Source organism: Terracoccus sp. 273MFTsu3.1 (assembly GCF_000383675.1).
In the GTDB taxonomy this organism is placed as follows: domain Bacteria; phylum Actinomycetota; class Actinomycetes; order Actinomycetales; family Dermatophilaceae; genus Terrabacter.
Window position 1 is genome coordinate 401,474 of record NZ_KB911822.1, and the last position, 13,645, is coordinate 415,118.

At 71.4% G+C, this 13,645-nt stretch carries 11 protein-coding genes; 8 read left to right on the forward strand and 3 right to left on the reverse strand.

Annotated features, from left to right (window positions below):
* Positions 1 to 95: 95 nt before the first annotated feature.
* Positions 96 to 773 carry an NADPH-dependent F420 reductase gene (locus H283_RS0112160; protein ID WP_020143800.1) on the forward strand — a complete coding sequence of 226 codons (678 nt, stop codon included), beginning with the start codon at positions 96 to 98 and terminating at the stop codon, positions 771 to 773.
* 24 nt (positions 774 to 797) lie between these two features.
* Here H283_RS0112160 and H283_RS24965 read toward each other — a convergent pair whose 3' ends face one another.
* Positions 798 to 1,142: a hypothetical protein gene (locus H283_RS24965; protein WP_051103612.1), complete on the reverse strand. Its 345-nt coding sequence runs from the start codon at positions 1,140 to 1,142 to the stop codon at positions 798 to 800.
* Positions 1,143 to 1,419: 277 nt separating this feature from the next.
* Positions 1,420 to 1,569 carry a hypothetical protein gene (locus H283_RS28175; protein WP_020143802.1) on the reverse strand — a complete coding sequence of 50 codons (150 nt, stop codon included), beginning with the start codon at positions 1,567 to 1,569 and terminating at the stop codon, positions 1,420 to 1,422.
* A gap of 79 nt (positions 1,570 to 1,648) precedes the next feature.
* On the opposite strand from H283_RS28175, the gene H283_RS0112170 reads away from it, so the two are divergent.
* Entirely contained in the window at positions 1,649 to 6,145 is a 4,497-nt protein-coding gene (locus H283_RS0112170) for a multicopper oxidase domain-containing protein (RefSeq protein WP_231372272.1), read from the forward strand.
* Positions 6,146 to 6,222: 77 nt separating this feature from the next.
* On the opposite strand, the gene H283_RS0112175 is transcribed toward H283_RS0112170, so the two are convergent.
* Complete coding sequence (locus H283_RS0112175; RefSeq protein WP_020143804.1) at positions 6,223 to 6,582, reverse strand: TraR/DksA C4-type zinc finger protein; 360 nt, start codon at positions 6,580 to 6,582, stop codon at positions 6,223 to 6,225.
* Positions 6,583 to 6,784: 202 nt separating this feature from the next.
* Here H283_RS0112175 and H283_RS0112180 point away from each other — a divergent pair, with 202 nt between their 5' ends.
* The 6 genes from H283_RS0112180 (at position 6,785) to H283_RS0112205 (ending at position 13,605) form a co-directional block, all read left to right on the forward strand.
* Positions 6,785 to 7,417: a hypothetical protein gene (locus tag H283_RS0112180; protein WP_156023147.1), complete on the forward strand. Its 633-nt coding sequence runs from the start codon at positions 6,785 to 6,787 to the stop codon at positions 7,415 to 7,417.
* 48 nt (positions 7,418 to 7,465) lie between these two features.
* Entirely contained in the window at positions 7,466 to 8,929 is a 1,464-nt protein-coding gene (locus tag H283_RS0112185) for a hypothetical protein (protein ID WP_028785550.1), read from the forward strand.
* A 105-nt stretch (positions 8,930 to 9,034) separates the two neighbouring features.
* Entirely contained in the window at positions 9,035 to 10,291 is a 1,257-nt protein-coding gene (locus tag H283_RS0112190; RefSeq protein ID WP_028785551.1) for an Nramp family divalent metal transporter, read from the forward strand.
* A 308-nt stretch (positions 10,292 to 10,599) separates the two neighbouring features.
* The gene (locus H283_RS0112195; RefSeq protein ID WP_020143808.1) at positions 10,600 to 11,745 is read left to right on the forward strand and encodes an acyl-CoA dehydrogenase family protein; all 1,146 of its coding nucleotides are present in this window, start codon (positions 10,600 to 10,602) and stop codon (positions 11,743 to 11,745) included.
* Positions 11,745 to 12,830 carry an acyl-CoA dehydrogenase family protein gene (locus H283_RS0112200; protein WP_020143809.1) on the forward strand — a complete coding sequence of 362 codons (1,086 nt, stop codon included), beginning with the start codon at positions 11,745 to 11,747 and terminating at the stop codon, positions 12,828 to 12,830. The genes H283_RS0112195 and H283_RS0112200 overlap by 1 nt, the downstream gene beginning before the upstream one ends.
* A gap of 37 nt (positions 12,831 to 12,867) precedes the next feature.
* On the forward strand, positions 12,868 to 13,605 hold the full coding sequence (locus tag H283_RS0112205) for an enoyl-CoA hydratase-related protein (protein ID WP_020143810.1): 738 nt from the start codon (positions 12,868 to 12,870) through the stop codon (positions 13,603 to 13,605).
* Positions 13,606 to 13,645 lie beyond the last annotated feature (40 nt).

Consider the following 13,645-nt stretch of genomic DNA (forward strand, 5'->3'; position numbering starts at 1 on the left):
GGCCATCGTACCTTGCGAGTAGACAGATCTGTCTGCTAGCGTCCAGATCAGTAGACAGATCTGTCTACTGATGCTCCGACACCCAAGGACCTCCCATGCGTTACGCAGTTCTCGGCACCGGCTCCGTCGGTCGCACCATCGCGGCCCGTCTCGACGAGCTCGGCCACGTGGTCACCATCGGCACGCGTGACCCCGCGAGCACGCTCGCCCGCACCGAGCCCGACCAGATGGGCAACGCCGCCTTCGCGACGTGGGCGACGGCATACCCGGGCATCTCCGTCGCGACCTTCGCGGACGCCGCGGCGTCCGCCGACATCGTCGTCAACGCGACGAGTGGCGACGCCTCGCTCGCGGTGCTCGGCCTCGCCGGCGCCGACGCACTCGCCGGCAAGGTGCTGCTCGACATCGCCAACCCGCTCGACTTCTCGGCGGGCATGCCTCCGACGCTGTTCGTCAAGGACTCCGACTCGCTCGGCGAGCAGATCCAGCGTGCCTTCCCCGAGGCCAAGGTCGTCAAGTCGCTCAACACCCTGACGGCAGAGCTCATGGTGCGCCCGGCCGGCCTGCCTGAGGGCAGCAGCGTCTTCGTGTCCGGCGATGACGGCGAGGCCAAGGCCGTCGTCACGGAGCTGCTCACCGAGTTCGGTCACGAGGACGTCATCGACCTCGGCGACATCACGACCGCCCGGGGCACGGAGATGCTGCTCCCGGTGTGGCTGCGCCTCTGGGGCGCCCTCGGCACGCCGATGTTCAACTTCCGGATCGTCCGCTGACGGACGTGGGCGCCCGCAGGGGCTTCACCGGACGTCGCGCTCGCGCGCTGGGGTGAGGTCAGGTGGGGCGTCCGTCATCCGTAGTCGCGGGCGTCGCCGGGAGAGGTCGATGAAGTCCCCGACGCGCAGACCTGCCTCCAGAGGGTGGCGGAAGCGCACCTCGCGACGGACCACGTAGCGGTTGCGCCGCCCCTCGCGGTGCCGGGTGATGACGCGGGCCCCCTCGAGGTCGGCCACGATCTGTTGGACTGCCCTCTCGGTGAGCCCGATGTTGGCGGCGACGTCCTTGAGCAACATGTCCGGGTCGTCCGCCAGGCAGACCAGAACGTGTCCGTGGTTCGAGAGGAAGGTCCATCCTTTCCTTCTCATGATTCGACGGTAGATCGCTGTGCGGGCGGCGGCGGCAAAAGGCGAAGAGGGCTTCGTCACACGTCTCCGTCGAATGCGAACTTCGTCCCTCGCTGGGCAGCTTAGCTGTCCCGTCTTGTCGAGGCTGAGCAGATTTGTGCATGCAGGCGGATGTGCGAACTGCGTTTCCGGAATCGCTTGTGGCGCAAAAGGTTTCGCATTTCGAATACTCGCCAAAGTCGTCGTCCACACCGTACTTCCTGTCTAGATTCTTTGCATTCGCTGATCATGCGATGAGTCACAGGACGGTGGGGAAGATGTCAGGCAGCAGTCCACGGAAATGGTTGTCGGCGATCGTGGCCAGTGCCGCGACGGTGCTCGCTCTGGGCATGCAGGCGGGAGTGGTGCCTGCCACGGTCGCGGCAGCCTCGCCACCGACGGGAGCCACGGACGCATCGAAGGTCCCGCACTACTTCGGACCCTGGCCGAACTGGGCGAACAGTCCCTTGACGTTGCCGACGGCGACGGTGAGCATCACGGACGCCGGCACCGGAGCGGGCGCGACCGCCGTGGCGCAGGTGCAGCCGGACGGCAGCATCGGCGCCATCAACCTGACAGCTCCGGGACACGACTACACGTCGCCCACCGTCACCATCAACGCGCCGACCGGCGCCGGCGGGACGCAGGCGACGGCGACCGCGACGGTCAAGGCGACCGGCGCGGTCGTCTCCGCGTCGGTCACGGCCCCGGGGGCGGGCTACTCCGGCCTGGCCGCCACCGTGACAGGCGACGGGACGGGCGCCAGCGTGACGCCCTCCGGTGGCGTCGACGCCGTGGCTCTGACGGACGGCGGCACGGGCTACACCATGCCCACCGTCCTCTTCGACCTCCCGGGTGACCCCAACGGCACGCGCGCCACCGGTCACGTCGAGCAGGCCGACCTCGTCGGCGGCGTGGTCCAGAAGGTCACGGTGGACGACCCAGGCTCGGGCTACACGACCGCACCGGGAGTCAGGATCCTCGACGGCACGCTCTCCGACCCGATCAGCGGGTCGACGCCGGCCACGGCGACCGCGACGCTCAGGCTCGTCGGACTCGCCGTGGACGTCCCCGGCTCGGGCTACACCGCGGCCACGGTGGCCCTCACGGACCCGACCGGAACCGGCACCGGCGCGAGCGGCACCCTGACGACCGACGTCGGATCGCTCGACTCGGTCACCGTCACGAATGCCGGCAGCGGCTACCTCACGGCGGGCATGAAGAAGTTCCAGGACGCACTGCCTACCGCGTGCAACCCGGGCGCCAGCGGTTCCGGGTGCCCTGTGATCCCCCAGGCGCTGGGGGTGGACGCGGCCACGGGTCCCGACCACAAGTTCATCCCGCTGGCCGTTCCCGAGGCGAAGACGTACAACGGCAAGGTCGCCGACGAGTACGTCATCGGGCTCGTGCAGTACCGCACGAAGTTCTCGTCCGACCTCCCGGCAACCCTCGTGCGCGGCTACGTCCAGCTCTCGACGACCGCGGTCCCGGGGCAGCACGTCACCCTCTTCAACGAGCTGCAGAACGGCGACAAGCAGGCCATCACCGGCTACACCGGTGTCACCGCCCCGCAGTGGCTCGGCCCGATCATCGCGGCGACGAAGGACCGTCCGGTCCGCATCGTCTTCCGCAACCTGCTGCCCACCGGCGCCGACGGCGACCTGTTCCTGCCCACCGACAGCACGATGATGGGCTCCGGCATGGGCCCGATGGCCATGCCCGCACCCGTCGACGGCGGCGCCGTGACGGACGCCGTGCGCAACCCGGCGTGCACCCAGGAGCCGAAGGCCGGTGACTGCTTCAAGGACAACCGCGCCACTCTGCACCTGCACGGCGGCACCACTGCGTGGATCAGCGACGGCACGCCGCACCAGTGGATCACGCCTGCCGGCGAGAACACGTCGTGGCCGCAGGGCGTCAGCGTGCAGAACGTCCCCGACATGCTGGCCAACCCGGCGATCCCCAACTCCCCAGCACTCTGTGCTGCGAAGGACGACGGCTGCTCGACGTTCTACTACACCAACCAGCAGAGCGCGCGGCTGATGTTCTACCACGACCACTCGTGGGGCATCACGCGTCTCAACGTGTACGCCGGTGAGGCAGCCGGCTACACCATCACGGACAACACCGAGAAGGCGCTCGTGAACGCGGGCCTGATCCCGACCGCCGCCGACACCCTGCCGCTCATCGTCCAGGACCGGACCTTCGTGCCCGGCGACGCCCAGCTCAAGGACACCGTCGACGCCAACGGCAACGTCACGGCATACGGCCAGGACCCGACCTGGGACGCGAAGCGATGGGGCACCAAGGGCAGCTTCTGGTACCACCACGTCTACATGCCGGCGCAGAACCCGGGTGACCCCGGTGGGCTGAGCGCCTACGGACGGTGGATGTACGGACCGTGGTTCTGGCCACCGGCCACGGGCACGACGTACGGACCGATCGCGAACCCGTACTACGACCCGAGCTGCAACCTCGACGACCCGGCGACGTGGCAGTACCAGACCGACCCGTTCTGCGAGCCGGAGCAGATCCCCGGCACGCCCAACGTGTCGGCCGGCATGGAGCAGTTCAACGACACCCCGATCGTCAACGGTGTCGCCTACCCGACCGTGACCCTGCAGCCGAAGACCTACCGGATGCGGCTGCTCAACGCCGCGAACGACCGGTTCTTCAACTTCCAGTGGTACACGGCCGACCCCGACCCGGCGAACGGCAACGGCCAGAGCGAGGTCAAGCTGAACCCGACCGAGCTGGCTGCCGCGCAGACCGACCCGACGGTGTCGCCGACGCCGGCCGACGCCCACAATGACGCCTCGGGCCCTGACTGGGTGCAGATCGCGAGCGAGGGCGGCTTCCTCCCTGCGCCGGCGGTCATCGACGGCCAGCAGCCGACGACCTGGATCACCGACCCGACCCGCTTCGACTTCGGCAACGTCGACAAGCACTCGATGCTGCTCGCGCCGGCGGAGCGTGCCGACGTCGTCGTCGACTTCTCGAAGTTCGCGGGCAAGACGCTGATCCTCTACAACGACGCACCCGCCGCCTTCCCGGCTCGTGTGCCGCAGTACGACTACTACACGGGTGGCCCGGACCTCAGCCCGGCCGGGGCTCCGACCGTCATGCCGGGTTACGGGCCCAACACCCGCACCGTCATGCAGGTGAAGATCGCGGCCGCAACCCCGGCTCCGGCCTTCAACGTGACGGCGCTCGCCGCCGCCTTCAAGCACCAGGCGAACGGATCCGGAGTCTTCGAGTCCGGCCAGCACCCGGTGATCGTCGGCCAGGCGGCGTACAACTCGGCCTACGGGACGAGCTTCGCGGCCAGCAGCAACTGCAACGTCAACACGGGAAACGTCACGAGGTGTGACGGTCTCGTGCGCGTCAACGACACCGGCACCTTCGGCTTCAACACCCTTGCGGCTCCCACCGCGAAGATGACGATGGGGCTCGAACCGAAGGCGATCCACGACGAGATGAACTCCTCGACGTTCGACGACTACGGGCGCATGCAGGCCAACCTCGGTGTGGAGGCGCAACCTCCGGCACCGGGAGCGCAGAACGTCACGCTCTACCCGTACGTCAACCCGGCGACCGAGCTCATCGACGGCACCAACCTGCCACCGGCGGACGTCACGGTCACCCCCATCACGAACGCCAAGGACGGGACGCAGATCTGGCGCTTCACCCACAACGGCGTGGACACGCACCCGATCCACTTCCACCTCTACGACGTCCAGGTGCTCAACCGGGTCACGTGGGACAACATCGTCATCCCACCGGACCCGAACGAGCTCGGCTGGAAGGACACCGTGCGGATGAGCCCGCTCGAGGACACCATCGTCGCCCTGCGGCCCGTCGTGCCCCAGGTGCCCTTCGAGGTGCCGAACGCGGTCCGTGCCCTCAACCCGATGATGCCGCTCGGTTCACAGTCCGGGTTCAACAACATCGACCCGCAGGGAAACCCGACCGGGGCCATCGTCAACTCGCTCGTCAACATGGGCTGGGAGTACGTCGTCCACTGCCACATCCTCAGTCACGAGGAGATGGACATGATGCGTCCCGAGTCCCTGGCCCTGCCGCCGAGGACGGCGACCTGGCCGGCGACCGGTGGGGCAGTGGTGACGGGCAACGGCAACAACCGCCACATCACCCTGACGTGGAGCGACAACTCGATCACCGAGACGGCGTTCGTGGTCCAACGGTCCACCGACGGGACGAGCTGGGTGGACGTGGGAACGGTGACCGTGCCGCTCACCGCCACCAACGTCCACCAGTCGCGGACACTCACCGACGCCACCTCGAACCCGACCACGGCCTACCTCTACCGGGTGGTCGCCCAGAACACGGTCGGCTACGGGCAGGGGTTCCCGACGATGACGGCGAGCTCGACCTCCGCCACCCTGGGGGTCAACGCTCCCGCGGCGCCGACGACGCTCACCGCGACCCTGACGGCAGGTCCGCAGGTCAGCCTCTCGTGGCGTGACAACGCGACGAACGAGTCCGGCTTCATCGTCGACCGCTCGGTCGACGGCGGCGCCTTCGCCCGGCTGGCGACCCCGCCTGCGCGTGCCAACACCGGAACGGCGACGTACGTCGACGGCGCCGTGTCGGTCGGCAGCACCTACGCTTACCGGGTCAGCGCGGTCAACGTCGCCGGGCAGTCCGCTCCGAGCAACACCGCCACGGCGGCGGTGCTGCTCCCGGGACAGCCGACGATCGCCACGGCGACCGCGGTCCGCTCGGGCAACAACGAGCGGGTGACGCTGACGTGGGGTGACGTCGCCAACGAGACGAGCTACGTCGTCCAGTGGAGTGCGAACAACTTCGCGACGGTCTCCGGGCAGTCCGGAGCGCTGGCGGCGGGCTCGACGACCTTCACGACGGGCAACATCGCGCGGCAGGCCTGGTCCTTCCGGGTCCGCGCAGTGAACGTCGTCGGAGCCGTCGACTCGGCGGTGCGGCCGGTGGCGGCAGCCCCGTGACCCGGCTCTAGAGGTTGGACCAGCAGTGAGGGCTCGTGGCGACGGGCCCTCACTGTTGCCTGCTGTCGCACGGTCGGTCAGCGCCGAGCGGTCACCGCGTGGCTCATGCAGGTCCGGGCCGTGGGCCGGGCTCGCAGCCGGTCGTCGGGGATCGCCTCACCGCACACCTCGCACCGGCCGTAGCCGCCGTCGGCGATCCGCTGCAGCGCGGCGTCGATCTCGACGAGGTGCCGCTCGGCCTGCTCGATGAGGGCGCCGATCTGGGTGCGCTCGTAGGCGATGGTCGAGCCCTCCGGGTCGTGCTCGTCGTCGGCGATGTTGGCCTCGGACGCCTCGACGACCTCGGCGAACTCCCGGCGCAGCCCGGTGATGCGCTCGACCTCGGTGGCCCGGTTCGCCGTCAGCTCCGCCTCGTGGGCGGCCGTCTTCGTGCTCATGTCCCCATCGTCCTCCCGATCGGTCGAGTCGGCCGGATCGAGTGGTCCACGGCACTCATCGCAGGGCCGGAGCGGCCGTGGATCTAAGAGTCCACTCTCGCCTCCTCGGCACCGATCTGCCGTGCGTCGTATCAGCGGCGGTGCACGGCCTTCCGACCATTGACGGGTGCCGACGGGGCACCCCGGGGCGAGGGAGCGGGCCGTGACGGACGGACGAGTGCGCGACGCGGTCCACGGCGTCGCCTGGGTCGCCGGACTCGCGGCTCTCGCGTGGGCAGGACTCGGTCTGACGGCGGTGCAGGGAGCGCCGCGCAGCGGCGACGGCGGCGTCGCGGCCTCCTCGGTCGTCGCCACGACGCCCCCGAGCGGGCTCCGTGTCGAGGGCGGCCCGAACGCCGACGGCTGGTATGCCGCCCCGGCTCGCTACCGCTGGGTGGCGCAGCACCCCGGCGGCGGGATCGCCTCGTGCCAGGGCGGATCCGTCGTCGCCGTGGACTCGGCGGTGCCGCGCACCGTCTACGGCACGTGTGTCGACGATGCCGGCCGGTCGGCGCCCTACGTCGGCTTCTCCTACCGCTACGACGGCACGCCGCCGACCCTCGACCCGGTCGCCATCCCAGCAGTCGTCCCGCGTCACGGGGTCGTCCTCGCCGTGCCACGGGCGGCCGACGCGCTCTCGGGCGTCGCCCGCCAGGGCTGCAACGGCGGGCGCGCGCCGAACACCCGCCGGCTCGGGCCCCACACCGTCACGTGCTTCGTGCGGGACCGCGCCGGCAACCTGACCACGGCCCGCGTGACCTACCTCGTCGTGGACCAGCGGCTCCGCCAGGGCTGAGCGACCAGCCGCCGACGGAGCGACCTGCCCACCCGGCAGGATGGACCCATGAGCGACCCCAGAGGAGTGGTCTTCCCCCTCGACCCGACGTCCGGACGCCGCAGCACGACGGCCACCGGACGTGCCGTGGTCGCCGACGCCCTGCGCGAGGTCGACCCGGTCGGCGCCGCCTCCGCCGAACGCGAGACGAACTGGCGCCAGGGCTACCTCCCGCACTTCCGGCGCCTCGTCGAAGCGGGGGTCGCGGTCCCGGGCGCGGCGCAGGCCATCGCCACGAGCGGGCTCGAGTCCCTGCACGCGCGCATGCGCTGGGCGACCGACGACGGCGACCGACCGCTCGAGGTGGCCGTCGCCCCGGACGACGGCGTGCCCGCCCTCGCCTCCGAGACCGTGCGCGGCGAGGGTGAGCCCGACCGCACGCTCTCGGTGCCGTATGCCGGTGAGCGCCTCTCGGGGGACGCGCTGCGCCGACGGCTCGACCGGTGGGTCGAGGCGGGGACCGTCGAGCCCACGTGCGCCGAGGCCGTCAGCCTCGTCATCGACAACCCCGACTGGCTCGACCTCTCCGACCGCACCGTCGTGGTGCTCGGTGCCGCGGCCGAGATGGGCCCGCTGCGCTCGCTGCTGCGCTGGGGCGCCGACGTCGCAGCCGTCGACCTGCCGCGAAAGGAGCTGTGGGACAAGCTGATCGGCGACACCCACCGACTGGCTGGATCCATCACCGTGCCGGTCCGACCCGGACCCGAGCCGCTGTCCGCTCGCGCCGGTGGCGACCTCGTCCACGACCTCGGCGCCGTCACCCGGTGGGTCGCGGCCATCGATGGACCGCTCGCCATCGGCAACTACGTCTATGCCGACGGCGAGACCAACGTCCGCGTCTCGATGGCCGTCGACGCCCTGACCCGCGCGGTCGTCGACGCCAAGGGCCGCGACGACGTCGCCCTCGCCTTCCTCGCGACTCCGACCGACGTCTTCGCCGTCCCGGGAGCTGCGGTCGAGCGGTCCGTCGACAGCTACGCCCACCGGCGCACCTCCAAGGTCCTGCGGGTGCCCCTGCGCACCGTGAGCGGCGGGCGCCTCCTGCGCCGCAACTACGTGCCCGGACAGGACCCCGGCATCAACGACAGCGTCGTGCTCCAGCAGGGACCCAACTACCTGCTCGCCAAGCGCCTCCAGCGGTGGCGGGCGACGGCCTACCGCGCCGACGGCGGTCTCGTGTCGCTCAAGGTGGCCCCGCCCACGCGCACCCGCTCGGTCGTCAAGAACCGGGCGCTCGCCGCCGCCTACGCCGGGGCGCACCGCTTCGGCATCGAGGTGTTCGAGCCCGGCACGGCCAACACGCTCATGGCCGCACTCCTGGTCCACGACCTGCGCACCGGCTCGCCGGCGCAGCCGACGGCCTGGCAGGACGAGGCGTATGCCGCCGCGCACGGCGGACTGTGGACCGCCGCCTACGACCCGCGCAGCGCGCTGGGGCTGGCCGCTCTCCTCGGGGTCGCCTCCGCCCGCTGAACCGTCCCGGCGGGGCGTGGCCTCGGTGGCGTGGCGGATGAAGGGCTTGTCTCAATGTGAACCGGAAGTTGGCAGGCGCGTCCCCCAGGCTCGATGCTGTGTCCCATGGGTGAGCGAGTGGCACAGCAGCCGCGCGTGGACGACCGGTCGCCAGAGCGCGGACTCGGCGGCACCATCGGCGCGCCCCGCACCCTCATCCCGGCGCTGCTCGCCGCCATCGCGTACGTCGACCCCGGCAACTTCGGCGTCAACATCACCTCCGGCGCCGAGCACGGCTACACGCTCGTCTGGGTCGTCGTCTTCGCGAGCTGCTCGGCCATGGTCATCCAGTACCTCGCCGCCAAGCTCGGCATGGCCTCGGGCAAGAGCCTCGCCGAGCACAGCGCCGAGCGCTTCCCCGGCGTCGGCCGGCTGCTGCTCTGGGCGCAGGCCGAGCTCGTCGTCATCATGACCGACCTCGCCGAGGTCGTCGGCGGCGCCATCGCGCTCAAGCTCCTCTTCGGCATGCCGCTCATGGCCGGGGCCGTCTGCGTGGCCCTCTTCAGCCTCGTCGTCCTCGCGCTCAAGGTTCGCGGCCGCAGCCACTTCGACTCGGTCGTGCTCGTCCTGCTCGTCGTCATCATCGGTTCGCTACTCTGGCAGGTGCTCGTCGCCGACGTCGACCGGGTCGCGCTGCTGCGCTCGGTCGTGCCGGGTCCGCTCGACTCCTCAGCGGCCCTGCTCGCGGTCGGCATCGTCGGCGCGACGGTGATGCCGCACGCCCTGCACTTTCACTCGGCCGCGTCCCGGGGACATGACGACGGCACCGAGGCCAGTCACGCGGAGCGGCTGGCCAGCGGCCGCCGCACGGTGCGCAGCGTCGTCGTCGCCATGACGATCGCGGGCGCCGCGAACATCAGCCTCGTCGTCTTCGCGGCAGCCCTCCCCTCGGAGGCCGGTGCGAGCATCGAGACGGCGTATGCCGCCCTGTCGGCCAACGCGGGGCAGATCGCCGCGACGATGCTGGCCGTCGCCCTCCTCGCGTCGGGCCTCGCCTCGACGCTGGTCGGCGTCCAGACCGGTGACGTCGTCATGCAGGGTTTCGGGCGCCGGCCCATCGCACCGCTCCTGCGCCGGATGCTCGCCGTCGTGCCCACGCTCGTCATCCTCGGCCTCGGCGTCGAGCCGACGAACGCGCTCGTGTGGAGCCAGGTCGTCCTGTCGTTCGCGCTGCCCGGCACGCTGATCCCGCTGGTGCTCTTCACCCGCGACTGCAGGATCATGGGCGTTCTCGTCAACCACCGCCTCACCACGGCCGTCGCAGTGCTCATCACCGCCGTCATCGTCGGCCTCTGCGGCTACCTCGTGGCCACCGGCCTCTGACCAGCCCCGCCCGTCGCACTCGAGTGAGCGCCCCGTCCCAGTCGAGTGAGCGCCCCGTCCCAGTCGAGTGAGCGCCCCGTCCCAGTCGAGTCAGCGCACCCGTCCACTGGTGTGAACGAGCGCTCACTCGAGTGTGAACGAGCGCTCACTCGAGTGTGGTTGTGCTCACTCGAGGTGGGGTGGAGGCGGGTGCGGGAGGGGTGTGGCGCACGGCACCCGGCGGGACGGCATACGGCCTCGGGTCCGGTGAGGGACCGTGTGGGAGAGTGGCGCACGAACCGCTGCGACGTCGCGTGAGGAAGGTGAGCATGGCCCGTCTCGTCCCTCCGGGTGCGCGGGAGCTGCCCGCCCTGACCGCGCTGCGTCTCGAGGTGCGCGCCTTCCTCGCCGAGCAGGTCGCGGCCGGCGCGTTCGTGCCCCACGTCGACACGTGGCTCACCCGCTGGGACCGTGACTTCACCCGCGAGCTCGGCCGGCGCGGCTGGCTCGGCATGGTCATCCCGCAGCGGTACGGCGGCCAGGGACGCACCTTCCTCGAGCGCTTCGTCGTCACCGAGGAGCTGCTCGTCGTCGGGGCTCCCGTCGCGGCGCACTGGATCGCCGAGCGGCAGATCGGCCCGTCGCTGCTGCGCTACGGCACCGAGGAGCAGAAGCAGGCGTTCCTTCCCGGGATCAGCCGCGGCGAGGTCGTCTTCGGCATCGGGATGAGCGAGCCGGACTCGGGCTCCGACCTCGCGAGCGTCCGCACCCGTGCCGAGCGCGTCGACGGCGGCTGGCGGCTCACCGGCACCAAGGTGTGGACCTCCGGCGCCCACGAGGCCGACGCCTTCTTCGCGCTCGCCCGGTCCGCGCCGCTCGACCCCGCCCACCGCCACGCGGGGCTGAGCCAGTTCATCGTCGACCTGCGGGCACCGGGGGTCACGATCCGCCCGATCATCTCGATGGGCGGCGACCACCACTTCAACGAGGTGCACCTCGACGGCGTCCTCATCCCCGACGACCGCGTGCTGGGCCAGGTGGGAGAGGGCTGGTCGCAGGTGACGTCCGAGCTCGCCCACGAGCGCAGCGGGCCCGAGCGGGTCCTGTCGACCTTCCAGCTCCTCGCCGCGGCCGCGCAGGCCATGGACGACGGCCGTCTGCCCACCGACCCGGGCCTCGGTCGCCACGTCGCGCGGGTCGCCGCCCTGCACCACATGTCCTTCGCCGTCTCGACGGCGCTCGAGAACGCCGAGGACGCCGACACGGCCGCCGCGGTCGTCAAGGTGCTGGGGACGACGGGGGAGGGCGACATCGCCGACTACGTCGACACGTTGACCGCCACGGGGTGGGCCCTCGACGAGGAGCTCGACACCCTGCTGCACGCGGCGATCCTCCAGCGTCCGGGCTTCACCCTGCGCGGCGGCACCAACGAGATCCTCCGCGGCGTCATCGCCCGCGGCCTGGGGCTGCGCTGATGACCGACATCCGCGACCTCGCCGCGCCCACGACGCCGGACCCCGACCTCGTCGCCGTCCTCACCGACCTCTTCGCCGACTACCGCGCCACCCGCGCCACGCCCACCGAAGTCGTCGACCTCGACCGCGGCCTGTGGCAGCGTCTCGAGGACCTCGGGCTGACGCGGCTCACCGGCACGGAGTCCGCGGGCGGCAGCGGGGGAGGCTGGGTCGACGCGGCAGCGCTGCTCGGGCTCGCCGCCGCAGCGGCCGCGCCGGTGCCGCTCGCAGAGCACGACGTGCTCGGGGGGTGGCTGCTCGAGGCGGCCGGGCTCCCCAACGACGGCGGCCTCCGGACCGTATGCCGTCCCGACCCGTCCGGGGTCGCCCTCAACGTCACCTGGGCCCGCGACGCGAGCAGCGTCGTGGCCCTCTGGGAGGACCGCGACCAGTGGCGGGTGGCCGACGTGCCGATCGACCTGGTGGGCGTGGAGGAGCGACGCAACCTCGCCGGGGAGCCCAGCGACACCGTCGAGTTCGACCTCGACGACCTCGAGGCGGGCATCGTCGTCGACCACGCGATCGGCGAGCAGTTCCATCTGCGCGGGGCGCTGGCGCGCTCGGCCCAGGTCGTCGGCGCCATGGAACGCGTCGTCGACGTCGTCGTCGCGCACGTGCGAGAGCGTGAGCAGTTCGGGCGGCCGATCGGGAGCTTCCAGGCGGTGCAGCACCTCGTGTCCGACATCGCCTGCGAGACGGCCCTGGCCCGTGCCGCCACCGACGCCGCCGTCGCACGGGCTGCCGCGTCCGACTGGACCGACCCCGGGATGCTCTTCGCGGTCGGGGTCGCCAAGTCGTGCGTCGGGCACGCCGCCTCGGTGGTCGTCCGGGGGTCGCACCAGGCGCTCGGGGCCATCGGCACGACCCTCGAGCACGAGCTGCACACCCTGACGCGTCCGATCCTTGCCCGGCGCAGCGAGTACGGCTCCCTGCAGGACTGGGACGAGACCCTCACGGCGCTCGCCTCGTCCGCCGGTCACGACCGACTCTGGACCCTCATCACGACCGGCCGCGCCAAGACGCAGCGAGCCCGTGAACCCCTCTGAACCACCGAGCTCGCTGGTAGCCAAGGAGATTCGCCGCATGACCGAGATCCGCTACGACGTGACCGACGGCGTCGCGCTCATCACCCTCGACGCGCCCGAGCGTCGCAACGCCCTCTCCGTGGAGATGTCGCGCGAGCTCATCGACGCCGCCCGCACGGCGGAGGCCGACGAGGAGGTCGGTGCCGTCGTCGTCACGGGCGGAGCCCACTTCTGCGCGGGGGCGGTCCGCAGCGTCCTCGCCGACACGGGCCGTGACCCCGTCGAGGACGAGGCCTACCGCAACCTCGAGACCGTCTACGCCGCGTTCACGACCATCGGCTCGATCGCCGTCCCGACCGTCGCGGCCGTGCGCGGTGCGGCCGTGGGGGCCGGTCTCAACCTCGCGCTCGCCACCGACTTGCGGATCGTCTCGCGCACGGCCCGGCTGCTCCCCGGCTTCGCCCAGATCGGCATCCACCCCGGCGGGGGGCACTTCACGCTCATCAACCGGGTCGCCGGGCGCGAGGCCGCCGCGGCGCTCGGGCTCTTCGGTGACGAGGTCGACGGCGAGCGAGCCGTCGCGCTGGGACTCGCGTGGGCGGCATACGACGACGGCGACGTGCAGGACGCGGCGATCGCGGTCGCGGGCCGCGTGGCCCGTGACCCCGCCCTCGCCCGACGGATGGTCGCGAGCTTCCGCCGAGAGACGGCCCCCGGGGGCATGCCGTGGGACGTCGCCGTCGAGCTCGAGCGCTCGCCGCAAATGTGGTCGCTGCGCCGCAAGCACGGGGCGTGAGGCACGGCTCACCACGAATCCGGCATTTCGGATCCCCGGG

Bases quoted from the DNA above. Each gene is read 5' to 3' on its own strand.
- H283_RS0112160 (WP_020143800.1), top strand. From the start codon at position 96: ATGCGTTACGCAGTTCTCGGCACCGGCTCCGTCGGTCGCACCATCGCG.
- H283_RS24965 (WP_051103612.1), bottom strand. From the start codon at position 1,142: ATGAGAAGGAAAGGATGGACCTTCCTCTCGAACCACGGACACGTTCTG.
- H283_RS0112175 (WP_020143804.1), bottom strand. From the start codon at position 6,582: ATGAGCACGAAGACGGCCGCCCACGAGGCGGAGCTGACGGCGAACCGG.
- H283_RS0112185 (WP_028785550.1), top strand. From the start codon at position 7,466: ATGAGCGACCCCAGAGGAGTGGTCTTCCCCCTCGACCCGACGTCCGGA.
- H283_RS0112190 (WP_028785551.1), top strand. From the start codon at position 9,035: ATGGGTGAGCGAGTGGCACAGCAGCCGCGCGTGGACGACCGGTCGCCA.
- H283_RS0112195 (WP_020143808.1), top strand. From the start codon at position 10,600: ATGGCCCGTCTCGTCCCTCCGGGTGCGCGGGAGCTGCCCGCCCTGACC.
- H283_RS0112200 (WP_020143809.1), top strand. From the start codon at position 11,745: ATGACCGACATCCGCGACCTCGCCGCGCCCACGACGCCGGACCCCGAC.
- H283_RS0112205 (WP_020143810.1), top strand. From the start codon at position 12,868: ATGACCGAGATCCGCTACGACGTGACCGACGGCGTCGCGCTCATCACC.